The following is a 24,645-nucleotide window of genomic DNA, read 5'->3' as shown; positions in this document are numbered from 1 at the left end:
GGAGGACACCATGTCTGAATCCGTACGCGGCACCATAGGCAAGTTTGCCCTGTTGTCGATGACCTTTGCCGCCGTGTTCAACGTGCGTAACATCGTCAACAACAACATCGAGCTGGGGCTCAGCTCCGCCCCCATCTTCCTGCTGGCGACCATCGTCTACTTCATCCCGTTTGTTTTCATCATCGCCGAGTTCGTCTCGGCCAATAAAAACTCCGAGTCGGGGATGTACGACTGGCTTAAAAAACCGCTCGGCACCCGGATGGCCTATCTGGGGTCGTTTCTCTACTGGTTTGTGAACCTGTTTTGGTTCGTCTCCCTGCTGCCCAACGTCATCGCCTACGCCTCCTACGCCATGCTGGGCTATGAGTACAGCTTCTCGCCCATGGTTACCTCGATCATCTCCATCGTGCTGTTTGCGGCGGCGACCCACATCTCCACCAAGGGTGCGAGCTGGCTCGGTAAGATTGCGGAGATCGTGGCCTACGGGGTATTTGCCCTGTTCGCCATCTATGTGCTGGGCGCGTTGATGGCCCTGAGTGGCGATCATGTGCCAGCCCAGCCCATCACGCTGGAGGCGATGACCCCTACCGTCAACTGGGCGACCCTCGGCATCATGTGCTGGATCTTCCAGGCGGCGGGCGGTGCCGAGACCGCAGCGGCCTATCTCAATGATGTGAAGGGCGGCCAGAAGTCCTTCATCAAGGTGATCATCAGTGCCGGTATCGTCATCGGCGCCATGTATGCGGTCGGTTCCCTGTTGGTGAACGTGTTCGTGCCGCGCGAGAGCCTCACCTATGCCGGCGGCATGGTGGAGATCTTCACCGGTATGGCCCAGTACTTCGGGCTCTCCGAGGCGCTGGTGGGCCGCTTCGTCGGCGTGGTGCTGTTTATCGCCATGTTCGGTTCCATGATGATGTGGACCTCGGCGCCGGTGAAGATCCACTTCTCCGAGATCCCGCAGGGGGTTTACGGCGAGAAGACCACCCAGCTCAACGAGCACGGCGTGCCGGTGCGCGCCGCCTGGTGGCAGTTTGTCTTCGTGTTCGCGATGCTGGTGGTCAATGGCTTCGGCTCTGAGTCGGTGCAGCAGATGATGAACACCGCCATCAACCTCACCGCCGGTACCGCCATGCTGCCGCCGATCTTCATCATGGTGGCCTACTTCGTGTTCCGCTGGAAACATGACGACACCCCCCGCGACTTCCGTATGGGGTCGCGCAAGTTCGGGATGGGCGTGGTGTCGGTGCTGATCGCCATCTTCGTGGTGAGCATGAGTGCCTCCGCCTTCCCGGCCGGGGTGGATCTGGTGCGCGCCTTCTTCATCAACGTCTTTATGACCGCGGTCTTCTCGGCGCTGGCCTACTGGTGGATCTCCCGCTTCGAGAAGCGGCAGACCCGCAAGCTCGCCGGCAATGAGAAGAAAGGCGGCAGCGGCAAGCTGGCCAGCCAGCGCTGATCGGCTGGGTGAAAAAGCGGAACGGGCGGCCTTGGTCGCCCATTTTTTTATCCATTTTTAGCCGTTTGGGTGCTGTCAGGGCCGGTTTATCGTCAACTTTTGCTGCTCGATATGGCGAAGGCGTTAAGCATTGATGAACAATTATTCGCCGCTCAACTTTGCGCCTCTCCGTTATCGGGGTAAGCTGGAGGTTCGCTTTAGCGGGAGGTGCCAGACATCTCCCGCTCTGTTTCTTGTCCTCCCCAATCCTGACTGTCGCCATGGCTGCAGGATGCCCTTCTAATGGAGACCTTTCGTGCGTCTGGATCCCTTTACTGTTGTGCTGATGGCGGTGGTCACCCTGGCCTCCCTTTTTCCCTGCGAGGGGCAGGTGGCTGTCTGGTTCGGTCTGCTGACCAAGCTGGCGGTGGCGCTCTTGTTCTTCATGCATGGCGCCAAGCTGTCGCGCCAGAACCTGCTGGCGGGCCTCGGCCACTGGCGGCTCCATCTGGTGGTGATGCTCAGCACTTTCGTGCTCTTTCCGCTGCTCGGGCTGCTGCTCACCCCGCTGGTACCGGGCTGGCTGAGCCCAGCCATCTACCTCGGCTTCCTCTATCTCTGCGCTTTGCCAGCCACAGTGCAGTCGGCCATCGCCTTTACCTCGATGGCGGGGGGCAATGTGTCGGCGGCGGTGTGCAGCGCCTCAGCCTCCAGCATCCTCGGCATCTTCCTCTCGCCGGTGCTGGTGGGGATGATGATCCATGTGCAGGGGGAGGGGATCGACACCTGGCACTCCATCCAGTCCATCATGATGCAGCTGATGCTGCCGTTCGTGGTCGGCCACCTGTCGCGTCCGCTCACCGGCCGCTGGGTCGATAGCCATCGCCCGCTCATCGGCAAGCTGGATCAGAGCTCCATCCTGCTGGTGGTCTACGTCGCCTTCAGCGAGGCGGTGGTGCAGGGGATTTGGCGTCAAGTAAGTTGGTACGATCTGGCCAGTATCGTGCTGCTGAGCTGCGTCTTGCTGGCGCTGGTACTCTGCTGGAACGTCTGGATCAGCCGTCGCCTCGGTTTCGACAAGGCGGACGAGATCACCATCGTTTTCTGCGGCTCGAAAAAGAGCCTCGCCAACGGTGTGCCGATGGCCAACGTCATGTTCCCCGCCGCCAGCGTTGGTGTCATGGTCTTGCCGCTGATGATCTTCCACCAGATCCAGCTGATGGTCTGCGCCGTGCTGGCGCGCCGCTATCACGAGAAGGGGCATTGATACTCGCGCCGTTTTTATTGCCATAACAAGAGGGAGGCTCGTTGGCCTCCCTCTTCTCATCTGCATGTCGACCGGCGTGCTAGCGTTTGCGCCAGACGGTGAGCTGCGCCACCGTGTGCTGGTATTTGCGGGCGGTCTCGCGGATGACGAAGGGCACATCCCGCGGCGGGCAGTGCTCCTCGAACTCCGCTGCCAGCAGCCGTTGCAGCGCCTGATAGGTGGTGAGCGCCTCGCCGTTTTCACGAATGCCGCCGAGCCAGTTGGCGGGCGGGGTATATTCCGCCAGCCAGGTATAGGGGCTGGTGAGCACCAGCAGGCCACCGCTGCGCAGCCGGGGGGCGATGTCCCGCAGGAAGCGGGCGGGCTCTCGCAGCCGATCGATGAGGTTGGAGGCGAGCACCAGATCGTAGTGGTCATATTTGGGCTTGAGGTTGCAGGCATCCCCCTGACTAAAGTGGATGCGCTCAGCCTGACTTGCCCCCAGCCCGTGGCTCGACAGGCGTGCCTCGCAATACTCCACCAGTTCACCCTCCAGCGGAATGGCGTAGCGGAAGCTGTCCTGACTGGCGAGGGCCAGCGCCACATCGATGAAGCGGGCCGAGTAGTCGACACCGTCCACATGCTGGAAGTAGCGGGCCAGCTCGAAGCTGGCACGGCCGGTAGCGCAGCCGATATCCAGCGCCCGCTGGTGGTTGCTGCAGAGCTCGCCAGCAAGATCAGCAAGCGTCTTGGCGTAGTTGGCTACCCCGAAGTGGCTCGGGCCGTACTGGAAGTCGAGGTACTGAGCGACCAGCGTGTCGGTTTCATAGGGATTCACGATAACGGGTTCCTGATAACGGGAGACCAGATAGCGGAAACCCGCATGCTGGAAGAAGTGGCGCCGGAAGGCGTAACGGGATGATTTGAGCGCTTCGTTACCTGTGCTGATCCAGCTGCCACCCTTGATCAGGGTGTGCTTGCCATCAAAGGTAGGGGTGGAGAAGTCGTCGTAGAGCGGATGGATTTTAAAGCCGTCGAAGCCATCGATGGCGGTGCTGGTCCACTGCCAGACATTGCCCACCAGATCGAAGAACTCCCCTTGCGGGCAGGCATCCACCGGACAGGAGGAGGCGAAACGGGCCAGATTGATATTGCCGGGGGCCTGTGTCCAGTCCGGCTGATCGCCGGGTACCTGCTCGCGCAGCAGCATCCATTCCGCCTCGCTCGGCAGCTGGATTGGCAGACCGGTGCGAGCGGCCTGCCAGCGACAGAAGGCAGCCGCCTCCAGCTGGTTGACCTCCACCGGCCAGTCCCAAGGCATGGCGATCTGCCCGGTCATCAGCCGCAGCTGCAATTGTTCGGGCTCGGCGGGGTCGCCGACCCAGAAGGTGGGCATCTGTGCCTTCGCGTACTGGCACCAGCTCCACCCCTCCTCATCCCACCACTGTTGTTGGCCGTAGCCGCCCGACTGGACGAAGGCGAGGTACTCGGCATTGCTCACCAGCATGCGGCTGGCCTGAAACGGGGCCAACTCGATGTTGCGCTCGCCATATTCGTTGTCCCAGCCGTAGGTGGCGTCCCGCTTGCCAAGGCGCACCTTGCCGCCAGCCACCGGCAGCAGGCTGTTGGCGGGCACCTGGTCAATGCGGTGGCGGGCTTCGGTGCAGGCGGGCCAATAAGGCTGCGGCCGCACCCAGGCGAGCGGCAACTGGCGGATCAACACGCTGGAGGTCTCGAGGTGGATGCGCTCGTGCTCTATCCCCATCAGGATGACCCAGGCCGGGCTCTGCCAGTCGATGGGCAGGGTGAGCGGCATCTGGCGAATAAAATCGCACACCAGCGAACGGACTTTGGCCCGATAGCTGCGCAGCTCGCTGACTTTTGGCCAGTCGTAGTGGGTCTCGTCCAGATCATCCCAGCTCATCTCGTCCACCCCGATGGCGACCATGGCCTCGATGCGGGCATCCAGCCGCTGGTCGATCAGGCGTGCCGCCAGCAGCTTGTTGATAAAGAAGGCGGCGGTGTGGCCGTAGTAGAAGATGAGCGGGTGGCGCAGCGGGATCGCCTTGTTGAACCAGGCCCGCTCATCGGCCAGACAGTCGAACAGCGAGTCGCAGAGATCGAAGGTCTGGCAGAAGTAGGCGAGCAGCTCGCGCCGTTTCTGCTCGGGATCGCTGCCGGTCAGCAGCGGGGTGCGAGTCGGTTCCGGCAGACCGGTGGCGGTGGCATAGAGAGGGCTTGCTTGGGTCACGCTCTGACTCCTTGTTGGCAGTGAAGACTGACAAGACAGTGGTAATGACATTACCGCAATGGAGAGCTTGGTACGCACGAAGTACCACTATTGGCTCAACAGACCGGCAGGGCAATTAAAAACTTCCACGGGCTGTCAGCATAGTGACCGGCAGGATGACCCGCCAATCAGCCACAATCATATCCGTTCGAGAATGGTTATTTTCACCAAAATATGGTCTAAATGGCTCTCTAAATTTTTCTGTCTGTTCAGGTGTAAATGGTTATTTCCTTTTGAATCATCATGTTAATTTTTGGCTTACGCTTTGCAGAGCATGAAAACCAATTGGCCCTGGATGGCCAACACATAAGGAGGAGAGTTGCGATGAAATGGATGATGGTTGTCATGTTGATGGCGGGGCTCAGTGGTTGTCACTGGCTGGATCAGACCAGAGTGACCGGAACGGGGGCTGTGGTCGAGCGCCAGCAGGTGCTCGGTGACGGGGTGACCCGGGTGCTGGCGGGGGTGCCTGCCACCCTCCATCTGGTCGCGGGGGAGCCGCGCGGCATCCTGATCAAGGGGCAGGAGAACCTGCTGCCCTATCTGGTGCTGACCATCACCTTGCCGGTGTTGAACGAACTGGCATTGGCCGGGACCGGTAACGGCGATCTGAGCGGCTTCAAGGGCGATGAGCTGGTGCTGTCGGTGGCCGGTACCGGTGACATCGTCGCCAGTCAGCTGGAGCTGAAACGGCTGGAAGGGAATATCGCTGGCACCGGCAGTCTGGAGCTGGGCAGCGGTTCGGCACAGGCCATCGAGCTGAACATTGCCGGATCTGGCGACGTGCTCGGGAGCGAGATGCGCGGCAACCAGGTAGAGGTCAATATCGCCGGCAGCGGTGATGTGGCTGTGCGGGCGCAGGAGACGCTGAAAGTCGGCATCGCCGGTTCAGGCAACAATCGCCTACTGGGGCGATCCCAAGGTGGAGCAGCAGATAGCAGGCTCCGGCGGAGTGACCCGAGCGGGCAGCTGATATCAACCGATCACCACAACTGAAACAGGCCCGCAACGGGCCTGTTTTGATCAGAGGTGGCGGGCGTGAAAGCGCAGGTGCGCCTCGATAAAGCTCGCCACGAAGTAGTAGCTGTGGTCATAGCCCTCGTGGCGGTTGAGCTCCAGTGGCCACTCCTTGCTGGCGGCCACTTCGGCCAGCGCATCGATATGCAGCTGCTCGGCGAGGAAGGGATCATCCAGCCCCACATCCACCAAGGTTGGCAGCGGCGTGACCGGCTGGTGGCGCAGCAGCTGGCAGGCATCCCACTCCTGCCACAATAGCGGATTGCTGCCGAGGTAGGCGCCAAGCGCCTTCTGGCCCCAGGGGCAGCGGCTTGGATGGCAGATCGGGCTGAAGGCCGAGACCGAGCGGTAGCGACCCGGCTCCCGCAACGCGGCGATCAGCGCTCCGTGACCGCCCATGGAGTGGCCGCTGATGGCGCGCCGGGTCGAGACCGGGAAGTGGGTCTCTATCACATCGGGCAGCTCGCGGGTGACGTAGTCATACATCTGGTAGTGAGCCTGCCAGGGGCTCTGGCTGGCATTGACGTAAAAGCCCGCGCCCATGCCGAGGTCATAACCGGGATCGTCCGCTACGCCGTCGCCGCGGGGGCTGGTGTCCGGCGCCACCAGGGCGATGCCGAGCTCGGCGGCGATACGCTGGGCACCCGCCTTCTGCATGAAGTTCTCATCGGTGCAGGTGAGGCCGCTGAGCCAGTAGATCACGGGCACCTTCTGGCCGGTGAGGGCCTGGGGCGGCAGATAGATGGCAAAACTCATCTCGCAGCCGAGCACGCTGGCGTGGTGGCGATAGCGCTTGTGCCAGCCGCCGAAGCTCTTGTTGCTGCTGATAATCTCCAGATTCATCGAAGGACTCCTGCACCCCGCCCACGAAGGCGGGCGGGGCGATCATGCTCAGTAGTGGATGACGGTGCGGATGCTCTTGCCTTCATGCATCAGATCGAACGCCTCGTTGATCTGTTCCAGCGGCATGGTGTGGGTGATGAAGTCATCGAGGCGGAACTCGCCCTGCATGTAGCGCTGCACATAGCTCGGCAGTTCGCTGCGACCGCGTACCCCGCCGAAGGCGCTGCCGCGCCAGACCCGACCGGTCACCAGCTGGAACGGACGGGTGCTGATCTCCTGACCCGCTCCGGCGACGCCGATGATGACCGACTCGCCCCACCCCTTGTGGCAGCACTCCAGCGCCGCACGCATTACCTTGACGTTGCCGATGCACTCGAAGGAGAAGTCGACGCCGCCGTCGGTCAGCTCGACGATCACCTCCTGAATCGGTTTGTCGTAATCGTTCGGGTTGATGCAGTCGGTGGCGCCCAGCTTGCGGGCCAGCTCGAACTTGCTCTCGTTGATGTCGATGGCGATGATGCGACCGGCCTTGGCCAGGCGTGCCCCGATCACCGCCGAGAGGCCGATGCCCCCCAGACCGAAGATGGCGACGCTCTCACCCTCTTTCACCTTGGCGGTGTTCATCACGGCGCCGATGCCGGTGGTGACGCCGCAACCGAGCAGGCAGACCTCTTCCAGCGGGGCGGCCGGGTCGACCTTGGCGATGGAGATCTCCGGCAGTACCGTGTATTCGCTGAAGGTGGAGGTGCCCATGTAGTGATAGATGGGCTGGCCATCTTTCGAGAAGCGGGTGGTGCCGTCCGGCATCAGCCCCTTGCCCTGGGTGGCGCGGATCTTCTGGCAGAGGTTGGTCTTGCCGGATTTGCAGAATTTGCACTCGCCGCATTCGGGGGTGTAGAGCGGGATCACGTGATCCCCCACCTTGACGCTGGTGACCCCTTCGCCCACCGATTCGACGATGCCGCCTCCCTCGTGACCGAGAATGCAGGGGAAGACCCCTTCCGGATCCTCACCGGAGAGGGTGAAGGCATCGGTGTGGCAGACGCCGGTCGCGACGATGCGCACCCGCACCTCGCCCGCTTGGGGTGGCATGACTTCCACCTCTTCGATGGAGAGGGGCTGACCCGGGCCCCAGGCGATGGCGGCTTTACACTTGATGCTTTGAACCTGTGCCATGAATGACATCCTTCTTGTTGAGCAGGGTGAACAGAGATGAGTTCGGACAGCCAGTGTAGTTTCCCGCCGATTTGGTGATAATGAGGGCAAATCTCAAATCACTTTTACACACAGGTAATAATGTTCGGCTGGGAAGGGATCTGTGAATTTGTCAGCGTGGCGGAGCAGGGGGGCTTTACCCCGGCTGCGCGCAAGCTGGGAGTGTCGGTGGCGCAAGTGAGCCGTCAGGTGGCACAGCTGGAAGATCGGCTGCAGGCCAAGCTGCTGCTGCGCACCACCCGTCAGGTGCGACTCACCGAGCTTGGCGAGATCTACTATCGCCACTGCCGTCAGCTGCTCGACAACCTCTACGAGGCGGAGCTGGCGGTGGGACGCCATCAGGCGGTGCCGCAAGGCTCGCTGCGCATCACGGCCCCCGTCTCCTACGGCGAGAGCCGCATCGCCCCGCTGGTGAACGACTTTATGGTGCGCTTCCCCCAGCTGGAGGTGACCCTCAACCTCACCAACCAGCTGCTGGATCTGGTGCACGAGGGCTACGATCTGGCGCTGCGGTTAGGTCATCTCAAGGATTCGACGCTGGTGGCGCGCAAGCTGGCGCAGCGGGTGCCCTATGTCTGCGCCTCACCGGCCTACACCGCCCGCCACGGTATACCCAACAGCCTCTCCGAGCTGACTCGCCACATCTGTCTGGTGGGCAACAGCGACGAGTGGCACTTCACTCTGGATGGTCGTCCCCACAGCGTGCGGGTGCGCGGCCTGTTGAAGTGCAACAGCGGCCACGCCCTGCTGGATGCGGCGCTCAAGGGGATCGGCATCATCCAGCTGCCGGACTACTACGTGAGCGACCATCTGGCCCGGGGGGAGCTTATCGAGCTGCTGCCCGAACTGCGGGCCCCGGCGGAGGGGATCTGGGCCCTCTATCCCCACAACCGTCACCTCTCCCCCAAGGTGCGATTGCTGGTGGACTATCTGGCCGAACGGCTGAGCGACCCTCACCAACCGGCGCTGGTGATGCCGATAGGCTAGGGTGTTCCCCGCTCGTTGACTCACTGGCGGCGGGCGGCAGGTGCGATGGCTGGAAAATAAAAGAGCCCTTGAGAAATCAAGGGCTCTTTTGCAGGTAACAACCGGATGGTCAGTGACCCATCACTCAATGTTCTGGATCTGCTCGCGCATCTGCTCGATGAGGACCTTCAGCTCGACGGCGGACTGGGTCACTTCGGCGTTGATGGACTTGGAGCCAAGCGTGTTCGACTCGCGGTTGAACTCCTGCATCATGAAGTCGAGGCGACGGCCACAGGCGCCACCCTTCTTCATGATCTTGTTGGTTTCGCTGATGTGCATCTCCAGACGATCCAGCTCTTCGGCCACGTCGATCTTCTGGGCCAGCAGCACGATCTCCTGCTCGATGCGGGCCGGATCCAGCTCCACCTTGGCTTCGGCCAGCCGGTCGGTGAGCTTCTGGCGCTGCCATTCGATGATCTGCGGCAGGTGGACGCGCACCTTCTTCACTTCCACCTGAATGCCGGCCAGACGCTGTTCGATCAGGGCCTTGAGGTTGGCCCCTTCGCTGGCGCGGGAGGCGAGGAAATCTTCCATGGTCAGGTCGAAACCAGCCATCAGTTCGGTGGCAACCGCGTCCATGTCCTGCTCGGCGGCAGCCATGACGCCCGGCCAGCGCAGCACGTCGACCGGATTGAGCTGGCCCTGACCCGCCTCTTTCATTACCCAGCTGGCGCTGTCGATAATCAGCTTGGCCAGCTCTTCATTGATATGGAGCTGGCTGGCTGCGGCCTGAGCGGCCTCGAAGCGCAGGTTGCACTCCACCTTGCCGCGCTGCAGCTTGGCGCGGAAACGCTCACGCAGAACCGGCTCCAGGCTGCGCAGTTGCTCCGGCAGGCGAATGTAGGTCTCCAGATAACGCTGGTTGACCGAACGAATTTCCCAAACGGCTGTGCCCCAGTCGCCCTTGAGTTCCTTGCGGGCGTAGGCGGTCATGCTGTGAATCATTGATTGTTCCGGGCTTGATGAAGTGTGGCGGGATTATACCCAGCGGGGGCCGGTGCGTCAGCCGAAGTGTTGGTTTTAGCGGCTGATATTTGGGGCGGGATCACTTATAATCCCCCGCCAATTTGAGCCAGCCCAGAGGTCCGTTCCATGTCACGTCCAAGCGATCGCAGTGCCGCGCAACTTCGCCCAGTTACCATTACCCGCAATTTCACCAAACATGCAGAAGGCTCAGTGCTGGTGGAGTTCGGTAACACTCGCGTGCTCTGCACCGCCAGCGTTGACACCAGCGTGCCGCGCTTCCTGAAAGGGAAGAATCAGGGCTGGGTCACTGCCGAGTACGGCATGCTGCCGCGCTCCACCCACTCCCGGATGAACCGCGAAGCGGCCTCCGGCAAGCAGAGTGGTCGCACTCTGGAGATCTCCCGTCTGATCGCCCGCTCCCTGCGCGCGGCGGTAGACCTGACTGCGCTGGGCGAGCACTCCATCACAGTTGACTGTGATGTGCTGCAAGCAGATGGCGGCACCCGCACCGCTTCCATTACCGGTGCCTGCGTGGCGCTGGTGGATGCGCTGAACTGGATGGTCGAGAAGGGCATGATCAAGCAGAGCCCGCTCAAGCAGATGATCGCCGCCGTCTCCGTCGGCATGTATCAGGGCGAAGCCATCTGCGATCTGGAGTACATCGAAGACTCCGCCGCCGAGACCGACATGAACGTGGTGATGACCGAAGATGGTCGCATCATCGAGGTGCAGGGCACCGCGGAGGCCGAGCCTTTCACCCACGAAGAGCTGCTGGAGATGCTGGCGCTCGCCAAGGGCGGCATCGCCGACATCATTGCGCTGCAGAAGCAGTCGCTCTCCTGATTTTAAAAACGCGGCATTGACCGCGTTTTTTTATACCCCCACACAAGACAACGACAAGCCAAGCAAGGAGCCAGAATGAAAGCCTACCAGCGTCAATTTATCGAGTTCGCCCTGGAGAAACAGGTCCTCAAATTCGGTGAATTTACCCTGAAATCCGGTCGTAAAAGCCCCTACTTCTTCAACGCCGGTCTGTTCAACAGCGGTCGCGATCTGGCCCGTCTCGGCCGCTTCTATGCCGCCGCTCTGATGGATGCCGGTATCGAGTTTGATGTGCTGTTTGGTCCGGCCTACAAGGGGATCCCCATCGCCTCCGCTACCGCAGTGCAACTGGTGGAGCAGCACGACGTGGACGTGCCCTGGTGCTTCAACCGCAAGGAGGCCAAGGATCACGGCGAGGGCGGCAATCTGGTGGGCAGCCCGCTCAAGGGGCGCGTCATGCTGGTGGACGATGTCATCACCGCCGGTACCGCCATCCGCGAATCCATGGATCTGATCCAGGCCAACGGCGCCTCGCTGGCGGGCGTGCTGATCGCGCTGGACCGTCAGGAGAAGGGCAAGGGCGAACTCTCCGCCATTCAGGAGGTGGAGCGTGACTACGGCGCCCACATCATCGCCATCATCCAGATGAGCGACTTGATCCAGTATCTGGAAGAGAAGCAGGCCGAACAGCCGGAGCTGGCAGTGCAACTGGCGGCCATGAAGGCTTACCGCGCCCAGTACGGTATCTGAGTTCCGCTCACACCGCTCAATAGCTGAATGCGGCGCCCGTTTGTTCTCTGGCAGCAAACGGGCGCCGTTTTTTCATCTGCAAAAAGTGGATCATGTGGCTTGAGCTTGCCCTTACAGTAAAGGTTAGGGTTTGCCAGTCGGCGTTTTGTGGTGCCGACGGGTTCCGGGGAGGAACAACATGACCACTCATCTTCAATCACCCATTCATCTGCAGTTGCCGCTCAGCGGCATGAGCTGCGCCAACTGCGCAGGCCGTATCGCGGCCAGTCTCAACAAACTCGACGGGGTATCGGCCACCGTCAATTTCGCGCTGGAGCAGGCGGCCATCGAGTTGGCCAGCCCCGACCGCCTGCCTGCGGTGCTCGACAGCATCAAGAGTCAGGGTTACGACTACGGCAGCGAGACCTTTTTGTTCCAAATTACCGGTATGACTTGTGCCGGTTGTTCGACTCGACTGAACAAGATGCTGGCCGCGCTGCCCGGCGTTATCTCGGCCGAGGTCAACTTCTCCATCGAACAGGCCCGGATCGTGCTGGTCCCCGGGATGCAGACGCCGGCCGCTTTGCGCGAGCAGATCGAAGCGCTCGGCTTTGGTGCCCAGCTGGCACAAGGCTCGGCCAGCGGCCGCCGCCAGCAGTTGCTGGAGCGGGAAGCGCAGGAGGCCGCCACAGCCCGTCAGGCGCAAACCCGGGTCATCGTCTCGGCCCTGCTCACCCTGCCGCTGCTGGTGGGGATGCTGGCCATGGCTGGACTGTTCCCCTGGCATCTGCCCGCCTGGCTCGAGCTGCTGCTCGCCACCCCGGTGCAGTTCTGGATCGGGGCCCGCTTCTATCGCGGCGCCTGGCTCGCCATCAAGAACCGCGCAGCCAATATGGATGTGCTGGTGGCAACCGGCACCAGCGCCGCCTACTTCTACAGCCTCTATCTGTTGTTGACGCTGGGGATGGCAGCCAGCGGCAAGCTCTATTTCGAAGCGAGCGCCATCATCATCACCCTGATTTCGTTGGGAAAACTGCTGGAGGCGAGAGCCCGCCGCAGCACCCAGTCCGCCATTCGCGAACTGATGGCGCTGCGACCGGAAACTGCCACCGTCTGGCGTGGCGAGAGCTGGCAGAGTGTCGCCATTGACGAGGTGCTGCGTGGCGATCGGCTGCGGGTGCTGGTGGGTGAGCGGGTGCCGGTGGACGGCAAAATCGTGAGCGGCGCCAGCGAACTGGATGAGTCGATCCTCACCGGCGAGAGCCTGCCGGTGCCGCGCAGTGCGGGCGACAAGGTGCTGGGCGGCGCCATCAACCGCTCCGGTGTGTTGGAGATCGAAGCCACTACCGTGGGGGAGGATTCCAGCCTCAGCAAGATCATCGCGCTGGTGGAGAGTGCCCAGATGGGCAAGGCACCGCTGCAGCAGCTGGTGGACAAGGTCTCCGCCGTGTTTGTGCCGGTGGTGATGGCCATTGCCCTGTTCACCCTGCTGGTGTGGTACGCCATCAGCAACGACTTCGGTCAGGCGCTGCTGGCAGCGGTGGCGGTGCTGGTGATCGCCTGCCCCTGTGCGCTGGGGCTGGCGACCCCGGCGGCCATTGTCACCGGCACCGGCGTCGCGGCGCGCCACGGCATCCTGATCAAGGATGTGGATACCTTGCAGAAGGCCCACGCCATCAAGGCGCTGATCTTCGACAAGACCGGCACCCTGACTCAGGGCAAGCCTGTACTGGCGAGCTGGAGTGGCACTGCCGATCAGTTGCATCTGGCCGCCGCCCTGCAGCAGGCGAGCGAACACCCGCTGGCGCTGGCGATGCGCGAGGCGGTCGGCACAGAAGTGGCGTTGCCCCAGCCGGAGGCAGTGGAGGTGCGGGTCGGGGCCGGTATTGTCGGTCAGGTGGCGGGCCACAGGGTCGCTATCGGCAATGGCTCTCTGCTGGCCCAGCTCGGCATTGAGGTGCCACAACAGGATGAACCAGCCGCCGACGGCGCGACCCGGGTCTGGGTGGCCATCGACGGTGCTGTGGTTGGTATCGCTGCTTTGGCCGATACCCTGCGCCCCGAGAGCCCGGAAGCCATCGCCACCCTGCGCCAGCGCGGCATCGCCAGCTGGCTGGTGAGTGGCGATGCACCGGCGCCGGTGGCCCATATTGCCGCCAAGCTGGGGCTGGACGGGGCCTTTGACTCCGTGCTGCCAGCGGGCAAGGTGGAGAAAGTGGAGGCGCTGCGGGCGCAAACCCGCGGGCTGGTGGCCATGGTGGGGGACGGGGTGAACGATGCCCCGGCGCTGGCGGCGGCGGATGTCGGTATCGCCATGGGCTCCGGCTCCGACGTGGCGATGGAGACCGCTTCCATCACCCTGATGCGCTCTGATCCGCGGCTGGTGGCCGATGCCATCGACATCTCGGCGGCGACCTGGCGCACCATACAGCAGAATCTGTTCTGGGCCTTCGTGTTCAACATCATCGGTATTCCGCTGGCGGCACTGGGCTACCTGAGCCCCGAGCTGGCTGGGGCGGCCATGGCCCTGAGCAGCATCACCGTTTTGAGCAATTCCCTGTTATTGAAACGCTGGCAGCCCAGGGCGGCGCACGGGCCAGCATCCAACCCGATCAGTAAGGAGGCATAAATGAACATCAGCAAGGTTGCCAAGGCCACTGGGCTGACCGCCAAGACCATCCGTTATTACGAGAGCATTGGCCTCATCACAGCCCCGGTACGCAGTGACAACGGCTATCGCAGTTACACCGAGGGGGCGCTGCGTGAGCTGCGTTTTGTCAAGCGGGCGCGGGAGACCGGCTTCAATCTGGAGGAGTGTCAGGAGCTGCTGGCGCTCTATCGGGACGAACACAGAACCAGCGCCCAGGTGAAGAAGCTGGCGCAGGAGAAGATCGTCGATCTGCGCGCCCGCATTGCCGGTTTGCAGGCCATGCTTACCTCCCTGGAAGGGTTGGTTTGCTGCTGCCACGGGGATGAAAATCCCGAGTGCCCGATCCTCGACGAATTGGAGAAGGGGTGAGCAAGGACTCACCTGCCAGCGCAGAAGAAATCGTTATTGATTGATTAACTTCTTAATAAGCGGCGCTTTATTGTTGCGGGTCAGGGGGTAATGGTAGACTGCTCGGCTCTTGTACAGGAGTACTCAGTTGACCCAGAGTGTGACACGCCAGGTTAAGCAGGCCATTATGGCCCAGCTCTATACCCATGCATCGTTCAGTCTCCCCTGTTTGGGCGTGTTGGCATTTGGCTGGAGTCTGCTGTTTCACGACTATCTACCCGCCATCGAAGCGCTCGGTTGGCTGGCAGGCACTTTCCTGTGGCTGCTGGGTCGGGGCTGGCACCTGCGCTGGCGTCGAGCCCGCCTGCACCAGACGCCGTTGCCTGTGCTGGAGCGGGAGCTCTTTATTGGAGCCACCATCACCTCCATCATCTGGGCCCTCGGGGTGCTGCTCTACATGGACAAGCTGCCCGATACCTATCGGGCAGCCATGATGATGCTCTCCAGTCTCATTCTTACCGGCAGCGCCATCATGCTGTTTGGCAGCCGCCGCACCCTCTATGGTTCCGCCCTGCCGCTGGGCATGGCGATGCTGTTCGAGCTGGGCAATGGCAACGAGCAGGAGCGGATTGTCTCCTGCATGCTGGCGGGCTATCTGTTTGTCTTTCTGCCGACCCTGTTGCGCCGGATGCGGCGGGATCAGATCGCCTCGCTCCACCACCGTTTCTCCAACGCCGAGCTGGTGGCCGAACTGAAGGCGGTCTCCGAGCATTTGCGTCTCACCTCCCGCCTCGACGGCCTGACCGGCATCGCCAACCGCGCCCATCTCGACGACTCTCTGGAGCGGGCCTGGCGGCGCTGCCATCGCGCCCGGGCGCCGTTGTCGCTGGTGCTGGTGGATGTGGATTACTTCAAGCAGTTCAACGATCTTTACGGCCATCAGCTGGGGGATGACTGCCTGCAACAGGTGGCTGGCTTGCTGGCCGAGGTGGAGCGGCGCGAGGACGATCTGGCGGCCCGTTACGGGGGCGAAGAGTTTGCCCTGCTGCTGCCCTGCACCGGCATGCAGGGGGCACTGCAGGTGGCCGACAATGTGCGGCAGGCGCTCAAGGAGCTGGCCATCCCGCACCAGAAGTCGCTGGTCTCCGGTCGGGTCACATGTAGTTTTGGTGTTGCGACACTGATACCGGACAACAGCATGAAAATCGCCGATTTGATCCAAAAAGCGGATGCGGCACTCTATCAGGCCAAGCATAATGGGCGGGATCGAATCGAAGTAGCCTTGATGGGTAAGGTTGCCTGAATTTAACGTGACAGATTAAAGAGGTTGTCTATGCAATGTCATCGTATCGAAGAGCTGCTGGAGTTGTTGCAGCCTGCCTGGATCAAGGAACAGGATCTCAGCCTGGTGCAGTTTGTTGCCAAACTGGCCCAAGAAGCGGGATTTGAAGGGCCTCTGTCCGAGCTGACCGACGACATGCTGATCTATCACCTCAAGATGCGGGAATCCGACAAGCAGGCGATGATCCCCGGTCTGGCCAAGGATCATGTGCCCGATTTCAAAGAGGCACTGCTCAAGGCACGCGGAATCAAGTGAATCTTTAGCGGAAGCGCATCACCTCGGGGTGATGCGCTTTTTTGTTGCCGAAAATTGCGATCCAACCCCAATATTAGATACATCTAATCCACACAATTAGCATGCTGTTTAAGATATAATCCGCTCCATAACAAATAAGGGAGCGATGTCTTGCAATGGCCGACCACGATAAAATCGATATCAAGGACGTCACCGACAAGGGCGTAACCGGGACCTTCAACCCCAATACGTTCAAAGCCAGCGATGACAGATTCAACCCGGGCAACCGCATCTATGTGCGGGCCCAGAAAGGGTATTGGCAGCGGATGCGCAAGGCCATGGGCTGGTTCTTTGTGGCGCTGTTCGTGCTGCTGCCCTGGCTGCGTTACGACGGGCGACAGGCGGTGCTGTTCGACCTCGGTCACCAGCAGTTCCATATCTTTGGCGCCACCATCTGGCCGCAGGATCTGACCCTGCTCGCCTGGCTCTTCATGATCGCCGCCTTCGGACTCTTCTTTATTACCACCTTCCTCGGCCGGGTCTGGTGTGGCTATCTCTGCCCGCAGACGGTCTGGACCTTCATGTTCATCTGGTTTGAAGAGAAGCTGGAAGGGCCCGCCAACAAGCGGCGCAAGCTGGACGAGGCGCCCTGGAGCGGCGAGAAGCTGGCCCGCAAGGGAGCCAAGCATCTGGCCTGGCTGGCGATCTCGCTGGTGACCGGCCTGACTTTCGTCGCCTACTTCCAGGATGTAACTGAACTGGTGCCGGATCTCTTCACCCTGCAGGCCAGCGGATGGGTGCTGTTCTGGGTGATCTTCTTCACCATCATTACCTACGGCAACGCTGGCTGGATGCGTGCCATCATGTGTATCCACATGTGCCCCTATGCCCGCTTCCAGTCCGCCATGTTCGACAAGGACACCTTCATCGTCGGCTATGACACCAAGCGTGGCGAGACCCGTGGTGCCCGCTCCCGCAAGGCGGATCCCAAGGCGATGGGATTGGGTGACTGTATCGACTGCGATCTTTGCGTGCAGGTTTGCCCGACCGGTATCGACATCCGCGATGGCCTGCAGTACGAGTGCATCAACTGCGGCGCCTGCGTCGATGCCTGCGACCAGACCATGGAGCGGATGGGCTACCCGAAAGGGCTCATCAGTTACACCACAGAGCACAAGCTGGCCAACGACTCCACCCATGTGGCGCGGCCCAAGTTGATCGGTTACGGGCTGGTGATGGCGGTGATGCTGGGGGTGTTTGTCTACAACGCCATGTCCATCATGCCGATGGGGCTCGATATCCTGCGGGATCGCAACCAGCTGTTCCGCGAAAATAGCGAGGGGCTGATTGAGAACACCTACACCCTCAAGATCCTCAACAAGACCCTGCAGTCCCAGACCTACCAGCTGGATGTGGAGGGCTTGCCCGAGTATCAGTGGTTCGGCCCCCGTGAAGTGACCCTGAAGGCGGGCGAGATCTACACCCTGCCGGTCAGTCTGGCGGTCGATCCCTACAACCTGAAACGGCCGGCGCTGGATATCCAGTTCGTGCTGAAACGGGAGGGGGCTGCGCCCGATGACAGCAAGGGCAACCTGCGCCAGGGCAGCAAGTTTATCAGCCGGTTGTAACTGCGTGTGGCTGCGGGCCGGGCGTGACACCAGTCCGGTCACCAGCGAGCACGGCAATGCCGGTCAGTAGTGATAGAATGGGGCGCAACGGCGCCCCTTTCTTATGGTGGATGACATGCGTTTCAACTATTCCGACCTCAATCCCGACCTCATCATGGATGCGCTCGATCTCAGTGGCCTGCGGCTCGACTCCGGCCTTATCGAGCTCAACAGCTACGAAAACCGGGTCTATCAGTTTCAGGATGAGGATCGTCGTCGCTATGTGGTGAAGTTCTACCGTCCCGGCCGCTGGAGCCGGGCCCAGATCCTCGAGGAGCACGAGTTTGCCACCCGTCTCGCGGAGGCTGAGATCCCGGTCGCCGCACCGCTCGCCTTCGCGGGCGAGACCCTGCTGGAGCACGAGGGCTACCCCTTTGCCATCTGGCAGAGCGTCGGTGGCCGCCAGTTCGAGGTGGATAATCTCGACCAGCTTGAGTGGGTGGGGCGTTTCCTCGGCCGCATTCATCAGATCGGCGCCAGCAAGCCGTTCCACCATCGGGTGCGACTCGATGTGGAGAGCATGCTGCACGAACCGCGTCAGCTGCTGGCGTCTGGCGAGTGGCTGCCAAGCGGGCTGGCGAAGCAATTCTTAGGGGTGCTGGACGAGCTGATTAAACATGTCAGCGACGCCATGACCCTGGATGTGGCGCAGATCTCCCTGCATGGCGACTGCCACCCGGGCAACATCCTCTGGCGCGATGGCCCCATGTTTGTCGACCTCGATGATTGCCGCACCGGCCCCGCGATTCAGGATCTCTGGATGATGCTGAGCGGCGAGCGCCACGAGCAGCAGATCCAGCTCGACACCCTGCTGGCGGGCTACGAGGAGTTTATGGAGTTCGACTCTCGGGAGTTGGCGCTGATCGAGCCGCTGCGGGCGATGCGCATCGTTCACTACATGGCGTGGCTGGCGCGGCGCTGGGAAGATCCCGCCTTCCCCCGTCACTTCCCCTGGTTCAATACCGATCACTACTGGCGTCAACAGATAGCGACACTGCACGATCAGCTGGAGGCACTCAAGGCGCCACCGTTGAGCCTGATACCAAACTGGTGAAATAGAAGGGATCTTGCGCGGCAAGGGGGACTCGATCTCCGGCCCTGACCATTGACGTCAGCATGGCGAAACAATAGGCTTGGCACTGCTTCGGTTCGCCGGGCGTGCCTCACAGTGATCCCTTAACAGGAAACATCATGAAAAAAGTTCTATTTTTCCTTGCTGCCATGCTGATGATCCCCATGGTTCACGCCGCCCCCGAGTTCAAGGAAGGCGTCAACTACGATGTGGTCAAACAGACTGGCAGTGCCCAGCCGGAAGTGATGGAGTTTTTCTCCTACTACTGCCCGCACTGCGCTACCTTCGAACCGATCGTTGAACAGTTGAAGGCCGGGTTGCCAGAGGGTGTGCCCCTCAAGAAGAACCCGGTTGCCTTCCTCGGCCGCGAAATGGGCCCCGAGATGCAGCGTGCCTATGCCGTTGCCAGCCTGCTCAACGCCGAAGCCAAGCTGACTCCGGCCATCTTCACCAAGATCCACACCCAGCGTCAGCCGCCGATGAGCCGTGACGATGTGAAGAAGATCTTCGTGGACAACGGCGTACCGGCTGAAGAGTTCGACGGTGCCGTCGACAGCTTTGCCGTCTCCGGCATGGTCTCCCAGTTCGATCGCAACACCGAGAGCTACAACATTCGCGGTGTACCGGCTTTCCTGGTGAACGGCAAGTACATGGTGAAGATTGAATCCATCACCTCTCAAGAGCAGTTCAACAAGCTGGTGCAGTTCCTGCTGGCCAAGAAAGACTGATACCCCCTGAGTCGATAAAAAAGCCCGCCGGTGTGAACCGGCGGGCTTTTTGTTTTCTGGTTGTCGGGAAGATCAGACCCCGACGTGGAACGCCTGCTTGAGGTTGCGGATAAACTCTGCATCCCGACAGAGGGTCTTGCCCGGGCTGTCGGAGATCTTGGCGACCGGGCCGCCATTGCACTCGATCAGCTTGAAGACGATGTTCATCGGGCTGACACCGGGCAGATCGCAGGTGAGCTTGGTGCCGATGCCGAAGCTGGTGTTGATGCGGCCACGGAAGTGGCGGAACAGCTGAACCGCCTTGTCGAGGTTGAGCCCGTCGGAGAAGACCAGGGTCTTGTCGGTAGGATCGATGCCGAGGCGCTGATAGTGGCTGATCGCCTTCTCGCCCCACACCACGGGATCGCCGGAGTCGTGACGCAAGCCCTGATAGCTGCTGGCCAGCTCGAAGTCGAAGTCCCGCAGGAAGGCATCCATGGTGATGCAGTCGGTCAGGGCGATGCCGAGATGGTCGGTGAACTCGTCCAGCCAGCTGGTGAGGGCAGCGCGCTGGCTGTGTTCCAGCGGGAAGCCGAGCTGCTGGTGCGCCTGGAACCACTCATGGGCCTGGGTGCCGACCGCGGGCAGCTTGTACTTCTGGGCCAGCATGTAGTTGCTGGTGCCGCGAAACGCCGGCAGCCGCTCCTTGAGGCGACCCACTACCGCATCCTGTACCGCGTGAGAGAAGCGGCGGCGGGTGCCGAAGTCGATGAGGTTGAACTCACTCATCTCGTCGCGGCTCAGCTCCTTTTCCAGCTTGTCGATCTTCTGATCGAGCCGCTCCAGCGCGTGGCTGACGCCGAACTGGGGGTAGCGGAAGCGGTTGCGCATCTCGCTAATGATGGCGAGCACCGGGATCTCCCACAGGATCACATCCTGCCAGGGCCCCTCGACCCGCACATTGATGCGGCCATCCTGCTCGAACACCTTGAGCAGGGAGGCATCGAGCGGCTTGCGGCGCAGGTGGTCGAGGTAGTCAGGGGTGAAGAAGGGGCGTTCGGCCAGAAAATCGAGCTCTGGCCTGGTCAGTCGCAGGGATCCGGCGAGGCGCAGTTGCTCCTCGATCTGCCCCATCATGGGCAGCAGATCCTCTTCATTGCGGCTGTGAAACTCGGCCACCACCTCGGCATCCGGATAGCGATGGAACACCGCCTGCTGCATATGCAGCTTGTAGGCGTCGGTGTCGAGCAGGCTGGTGAGGATTGGGGGCATATCAGGCTCCTCGCAGGCGGGTGAACGCCAGCCGCATTGGTAGATCGCAGGCGCCTGTGTCGGGTTGGCGGGTAAGAATCGGTGGCATATCAGGCGTCCAGCAGGCGTTGTACATCGATCAGGGTCTGGGCCAGTTCGGCCCCTGCCTCGATCATCTGGGTGTGGGCGCTGGCAACCGTCGCGGGGGCGATGCCACGGCAGGCATCGAGATGGACGATTACCCGGAAACCGGCGCGGCGCAGTTGCAGCACGCTGGTTTTGACACAGTAGTCGGTGGCGAGGCCGCCGACCAGTACGGTATCGACTTGGCGGGCTTGCAGGAATTCGATGAGTCCGGTGCTGCGCCGTTCGGCCAGGTCGTGGAAGCAGGTGCCGTAGGGATGGAGATCCGGTTCGACCCCCTTCCAGACGAAGAAGTCATAGTCGATGGGGGCGGGCAGGCCGTCGAGCAGCTCGAAGCCTTTGCTACCCGGAACGCAGTGCACCGGCCAGGTGAGGTCGGCGTTGGGCAGATCCAGCGGCAACAGCATGCCTGCGGGGTCAGAGACGGCCCAATCGGCATTGGCGGGGTGAGAGTCCTTGCTGCCGATCCGCAGCGTGGCGAGGGTGGCCTGAGCGTTGAGCGCAGCCACAATATCATCACCGCCCGCGACGGGCAGTTCGTTCGGGCAGAGGGGAGTAAAGCCCTTCTGCGCATCAATATCCAGGCTGGCGACGGTTCCCATGATTGGCTCCTGCACATACTATTCGTGTGATATTATCTAACAAACATTAATGGAAGGCGAGCAGGGCGATCGGCATGCTGAGAATGAGTCTGGATATGGTGGTGCTGCGGTTGCATGAGGAGCGGCTCGAGCTGCTCCTCGAGACCCGCGATCGCCCCCCCTTTGCCCACTGCTGGCAACTGCCTGCGCTGCGCATCGACGAGACCCGGGATCGGGATCTGGATGCCGCCCAGCGCCGCCTGCTGGCGGAGTGGGGGCTCGGTCACTGCTACAGCGAGCAGGTCTGCACCCTCGGCAATCTGGAGCGGGATCCCCGCGGCTGGTCCACGACCCTGGTCTATCTCTGTCTGGTGGATCCGGAAGTGGAAGCGATCCACGGTTGCTGGCATCCGCTCGCCAACCTGCCGGGGCTGAGCCTCGCCTTCGACCATGTTCAGCTCATCGCCAAGGGGTTGGAGCGGCTGCGGATCAAGAGCCGCTACAGCACCCTGCCGCTGCAACTGCTGGGGCCCGAGTTCACCCTCTCCGAGGTGCAGCGCGCCTTCGAAATCATCCTGCAAACACCCATGAATACGGCGGCATTTCGCAAGCGGATCCATCGCGCCGACATTCTGGTGGATACCGGCCGCAAGCGCACCGGCAAACAGCGTCCTGCCATCCTCTACCGGCTGGAGAGCCCCTGCTGCGTGATGTTCGATCAGGTGATGCACGGAGCTGAAGCATGAGTAAGACCAGCGTGCACAAGGTGCTGGTGAGTGCCTGCCTGCTGGGTCAGCCGGTGCGTTACGACGGCCAGAGCAAGGGGATTGTCAGCGACTGGCTGAGTGCGCTGGGTGCCGAGGGGCGGGTGCTGGCCTTCTGCCCCGAAGTGGCGGGCGGTTTGCTGACCCCGCGCCCTCCTGCCGAGCGACAGGGCGAGCGGGTAGTGACGGCGAGCGGGCTGGATGTGACTGCCGAGTTTGATCGCGGCGCCGAGCTGGCGTTGGCTATTTGTCAGACGCAGGGCATTCGCTTCGCCCTGCTGAAAGAGGGGAGCCCCTCATGTGGCAGCGGCCGTATCTATAACGGCCGCTTCGAAGGTGTTTCTGTGGCGGGCGAGGGCAAGACCACCGCCCTGCTGCGCCGCCACGGGATTGCTGTCTTTTCCGAAGATCAGTTGGCCGAGTTGGCTTCTGCGCTCTCTTTGGATTCCTCCCCGGATTTGGCGGCAACCGGCAGCGGCACCTGACCGCTCTGCCACCCCTCCAGCACCTCGTCCTTCTCCTGCCAGCGCTGGTTTAGCCACTCCTGAAAACCGCGCTTGAACTGCTTGTCGTTGAAGTAATCTCCTATCAGCTGTTCATTCACCGGCAGCTCCTCAATCCGCACCTGAATGCGTTTTACCCGTCCCATCAGGAAGTCCTTGAACGGGGTCTCGGCGTTGTCCGGATAGCGGATGGTGACGTTGATCAGGCTGTCGAACTGCTCGCCCATGGCGGCCAGCGTAAAGGCCAGCCCTGCCGCCTTGGGCGGCATCAGGTGGCGATAGCGGGAGCGGGCAGCATCCCGTTTCTGCTCGGTGAAGCGGGTCCCTTCCACGAAATTAATGACGGTAGTGGGGATATGGCGAAACTTCTCGCAGGCATTGCGGGTGGTCTCGATATCCTTGCCGCGCAGGTGCGGGTTCTTCAGCAAAAACTCCCGTGAGTAGCGACGCATAAAGGGCATATCGAGCCCCCAGCAGGCGAGCCCCAACAGCGGGATATAGATCAGCTCGTGCTTCATAAAGAACTTGGGCACCGGCAGCCGGTCGCGGAACAGGTGGCCGAGCACCACGATATCGGTCCAGCTCATATGGTTGCTGATGATGAGATACCAGCCATCCTTGCGCAGCTTGGTATTGTCCTCCACCTGCCAGTCAATACGGGTGGTGAGGCGGATCACCAGCGCATTGCAGGCCAGCCACAGTCTCATGAAGCGGTTGTTGAGGCGGCTGCAGGCGCGACCAAAGGCCGGGATCGGCAGCAGCAGTTTGGCCAGCGACACCAGCAGGATCAGGCTGGCGCACAAGGCGGTGAAAAGGATGGTCAGGCCCGCGCTGATGATCAGCACCAGCGGGCCGGGAAGCAGGGATAGCATGAATGTTTACTGCGCCTTGGTTGCCAGCAGTTGGCTCAGGGTCTGGTCCTTTTCGTGCCAGATCCCGTTCAACCACTGTTGAAACTCTTGTTGGAACTCGGGGTCATTGAAGTAATCCCCCACCAGCTTGCGGTCGATCGGCAAATAGCGGACCTGAACCTTTATTTGCCCGACCCGGCCGCACATGAAGTCCCAGTAGCTGGGGATGCCGTCCGGATAGGCGATGGTGACATCCACCAGTTGATGCAACTGATCACCCATGGCGGCCAGAGTAAAGGCGATGCCCCCCGCTTTCGGGAGCAGCAGATGACGATAGGGCGAGCCCTGCTTCTGATGCTTGCTGCCGGTGAAGCGGGTGCCTTCGACGAAGTTCATCACACTCACAGGAATGTGGCGGAACCTGGCGCAGGCCTTACGGGTCGTTTCAATGTCTTTTCCCTTCAGATGGGGATGTTTTTCCAGAAATTTTCTGGAATATCGCCGCATGAAGGGGAAGTCGAGCGCCCACCATGCCAGACCGAGAAAAGGTACCCAAATCAGCTCTTTCTTGAGGAAAAACTTCAGGAAGGGGATTTTTTGGTTAAAAACCCGCTGCAGTACCAGTATGTCGACCCAGGATTGATGGTTGGCAATCACCATATACCACTCATTCCGGCGCCCTTTGTCCACTCCGACCACCTCGAAAGGGGTTTTGATGATGGTTTTCTGGATCAGATTGTTGAAACTGATCCAGCAGCTGGCACAGCCATCCAGCAGCCAGTTGCAGAGGGTGCGCCACCCCTTGAGGGGGAGCAGGAGCTTGAGCAGACCCAGCGAGAAGATGGGGACAAACCAGAAGAGGGTGTTGAAAAAATAGAGCAGGGTGGAGAGGCTGCCGCGCAGTCGCTCTGTCAGCTTGTTGGGCATGAGTCGGGTCCGTCT

General features: G+C 61.4%; 22 protein-coding genes and 1 pseudogene. 15 read left to right on the top strand and 8 right to left on the bottom strand.

The features are described from left to right. Window positions 1-10: 10 nt before the first annotated feature. Together ACTG2T_RS08610 and ACTG2T_RS08605 are read left to right on the top strand one after the other, a co-directional pair. Window positions 11-1,456, top strand: a complete 1,446-nt coding sequence (locus ACTG2T_RS08610) for an amino acid permease (RefSeq protein ID WP_330125103.1) — start codon at window positions 11-13, stop codon at window positions 1,454-1,456. A gap of 295 nt (window positions 1,457-1,751) precedes the next feature. Beyond that, on the top strand, window positions 1,752-2,702 hold the full coding sequence (locus ACTG2T_RS08605) for a bile acid:sodium symporter family protein (protein ID WP_330125104.1): 951 nt from the start codon (window positions 1,752-1,754) through the stop codon (window positions 2,700-2,702). Between the two features lie 79 nt (window positions 2,703-2,781). Here the strand turns inward: ACTG2T_RS08605 and ovoA are convergent, their stop codons facing one another. Further along, window positions 2,782-4,932, bottom strand: coding sequence for a 5-histidylcysteine sulfoxide synthase (ovoA, locus tag ACTG2T_RS08600; protein WP_330125105.1), 2,151 nt, complete (start codon window positions 4,930-4,932; stop codon window positions 2,782-2,784). A gap of 363 nt (window positions 4,933-5,295) precedes the next feature. Here ovoA and ACTG2T_RS08595 point away from each other — a divergent pair. Then, window positions 5,296-5,944: pseudogene (locus ACTG2T_RS08595) on the top strand (GIN domain-containing protein). 50 nt (window positions 5,945-5,994) lie between these two features. Here ACTG2T_RS08595 and fghA read toward each other — a convergent pair. Next, window positions 5,995-6,831, bottom strand: a complete 837-nt coding sequence (fghA, locus tag ACTG2T_RS08590; RefSeq protein ID WP_330125106.1) for an S-formylglutathione hydrolase — start codon at window positions 6,829-6,831, stop codon at window positions 5,995-5,997. A 48-nt stretch (window positions 6,832-6,879) separates the two neighbouring features. After that, complete coding sequence (locus ACTG2T_RS08585; protein WP_058056263.1) at window positions 6,880-8,007, bottom strand: S-(hydroxymethyl)glutathione dehydrogenase/class III alcohol dehydrogenase; 1,128 nt, start codon at window positions 8,005-8,007, stop codon at window positions 6,880-6,882. 120 nt (window positions 8,008-8,127) lie between these two features. Between ACTG2T_RS08585 and ACTG2T_RS08580 the strand changes: the two genes are divergently transcribed. Further along, window positions 8,128-9,033 (top strand): LysR substrate-binding domain-containing protein, encoded by a 906-nt coding sequence (locus tag ACTG2T_RS08580; RefSeq protein WP_330125107.1) that lies wholly within the window; start codon window positions 8,128-8,130, stop codon window positions 9,031-9,033. A gap of 120 nt (window positions 9,034-9,153) precedes the next feature. Here ACTG2T_RS08580 and ACTG2T_RS08575 read toward each other — a convergent pair whose 3' ends face one another. After that, complete coding sequence (locus ACTG2T_RS08575) at window positions 9,154-10,017, bottom strand: YicC/YloC family endoribonuclease (protein ID WP_219271358.1); 864 nt, start codon at window positions 10,015-10,017, stop codon at window positions 9,154-9,156. Window positions 10,018-10,164: 147 nt separating this feature from the next. Between ACTG2T_RS08575 and rph the strand changes: the two genes are divergently transcribed. The 9 genes from rph (at window position 10,165) to ACTG2T_RS08530 (ending at window position 19,630) form a co-directional block, all read left to right on the top strand. After that, window positions 10,165-10,881, top strand: a complete 717-nt coding sequence (gene rph, locus ACTG2T_RS08570) for a ribonuclease PH (protein WP_005339589.1) — start codon at window positions 10,165-10,167, stop codon at window positions 10,879-10,881. A gap of 75 nt (window positions 10,882-10,956) precedes the next feature. Continuing rightward, on the top strand, window positions 10,957-11,610 hold the full coding sequence (gene pyrE, locus ACTG2T_RS08565) for an orotate phosphoribosyltransferase (RefSeq protein ID WP_330125108.1): 654 nt from the start codon (window positions 10,957-10,959) through the stop codon (window positions 11,608-11,610). A 178-nt stretch (window positions 11,611-11,788) separates the two neighbouring features. Beyond that, on the top strand, window positions 11,789-14,218 hold the full coding sequence (locus tag ACTG2T_RS08560) for a heavy metal translocating P-type ATPase (protein WP_330125109.1): 2,430 nt from the start codon (window positions 11,789-11,791) through the stop codon (window positions 14,216-14,218). After that, complete coding sequence (gene cueR / locus ACTG2T_RS08555; protein WP_005356117.1) at window positions 14,219-14,608, top strand: Cu(I)-responsive transcriptional regulator; 390 nt, start codon at window positions 14,219-14,221, stop codon at window positions 14,606-14,608. 127 nt (window positions 14,609-14,735) lie between these two features. Next, the gene (locus ACTG2T_RS08550; RefSeq protein WP_005339596.1) at window positions 14,736-15,890 is read left to right on the top strand and encodes a GGDEF domain-containing protein; all 1,155 of its coding nucleotides are present in this window, start codon (window positions 14,736-14,738) and stop codon (window positions 15,888-15,890) included. Between the two features lie 30 nt (window positions 15,891-15,920). Then, window positions 15,921-16,184: a YihD family protein gene (locus ACTG2T_RS08545; RefSeq protein ID WP_005339598.1), complete on the top strand. Its 264-nt coding sequence runs from the start codon at window positions 15,921-15,923 to the stop codon at window positions 16,182-16,184. Window positions 16,185-16,339: 155 nt separating this feature from the next. Continuing rightward, window positions 16,340-17,791 carry a cytochrome c oxidase accessory protein CcoG gene (gene ccoG / locus ACTG2T_RS08540; RefSeq protein WP_005357450.1) on the top strand — a complete coding sequence of 484 codons (1,452 nt, stop codon included), beginning with the start codon at window positions 16,340-16,342 and terminating at the stop codon, window positions 17,789-17,791. A 103-nt stretch (window positions 17,792-17,894) separates the two neighbouring features. Next, entirely contained in the window at window positions 17,895-18,884 is a 990-nt protein-coding gene (locus ACTG2T_RS08535) for a serine/threonine protein kinase (RefSeq protein ID WP_330125110.1), read from the top strand. A 137-nt stretch (window positions 18,885-19,021) separates the two neighbouring features. Beyond that, window positions 19,022-19,630 carry a thiol:disulfide interchange protein DsbA/DsbL gene (locus ACTG2T_RS08530; RefSeq protein WP_005339604.1) on the top strand — a complete coding sequence of 203 codons (609 nt, stop codon included), beginning with the start codon at window positions 19,022-19,024 and terminating at the stop codon, window positions 19,628-19,630. A gap of 72 nt (window positions 19,631-19,702) precedes the next feature. On the opposite strand, the gene pncB is transcribed toward ACTG2T_RS08530, so the two are convergent. Both pncB and ACTG2T_RS08520 read right to left on the bottom strand, forming a co-directional pair. Further along, entirely contained in the window at window positions 19,703-20,881 is a 1,179-nt protein-coding gene (gene pncB, locus ACTG2T_RS08525) for a nicotinate phosphoribosyltransferase (RefSeq protein WP_047439055.1), read from the bottom strand. Window positions 20,882-20,970: 89 nt separating this feature from the next. Further along, window positions 20,971-21,606, bottom strand: a complete 636-nt coding sequence (locus ACTG2T_RS08520) for a nicotinamidase (RefSeq protein WP_005356142.1) — start codon at window positions 21,604-21,606, stop codon at window positions 20,971-20,973. A 74-nt stretch (window positions 21,607-21,680) separates the two neighbouring features. On the opposite strand from ACTG2T_RS08520, the gene ACTG2T_RS08515 reads away from it, so the two are divergent. Both ACTG2T_RS08515 and ACTG2T_RS08510 read left to right on the top strand, forming a co-directional pair. Beyond that, window positions 21,681-22,331: an NUDIX hydrolase gene (locus ACTG2T_RS08515; RefSeq protein ID WP_005339607.1), complete on the top strand. Its 651-nt coding sequence runs from the start codon at window positions 21,681-21,683 to the stop codon at window positions 22,329-22,331. Continuing rightward, complete coding sequence (locus tag ACTG2T_RS08510; protein ID WP_330125111.1) at window positions 22,328-22,834, top strand: DUF523 domain-containing protein; 507 nt, start codon at window positions 22,328-22,330, stop codon at window positions 22,832-22,834. The genes ACTG2T_RS08515 and ACTG2T_RS08510 overlap by 4 nt, the downstream gene beginning before the upstream one ends. Here ACTG2T_RS08510 and ACTG2T_RS08505 read toward each other — a convergent pair. Continuing rightward, window positions 22,759-23,724 (bottom strand): acyltransferase, encoded by a 966-nt coding sequence (locus ACTG2T_RS08505; RefSeq protein WP_279498933.1) that lies wholly within the window; start codon window positions 23,722-23,724, stop codon window positions 22,759-22,761. The two genes, ACTG2T_RS08510 and ACTG2T_RS08505, sit on opposite strands and share 76 nt — an antisense overlap. Before the next feature lie 6 nt (window positions 23,725-23,730). Further along, the gene (locus tag ACTG2T_RS08500; RefSeq protein WP_330125112.1) at window positions 23,731-24,630 is read right to left on the bottom strand and encodes an acyltransferase; all 900 of its coding nucleotides are present in this window, start codon (window positions 24,628-24,630) and stop codon (window positions 23,731-23,733) included. Between the last annotated feature and the right edge of the window lie 15 nt (window positions 24,631-24,645).

The sequence above is a fragment of the Aeromonas sp. 75A genome (genome assembly GCF_051919425.1).
GTDB lineage: Bacteria > Pseudomonadota > Gammaproteobacteria > Enterobacterales > Aeromonadaceae > Aeromonas > Aeromonas veronii.
The sequence above is the reverse complement of the archived record's forward strand: the minus strand, read 5'-3'. Positions and strand labels throughout refer to the sequence as shown.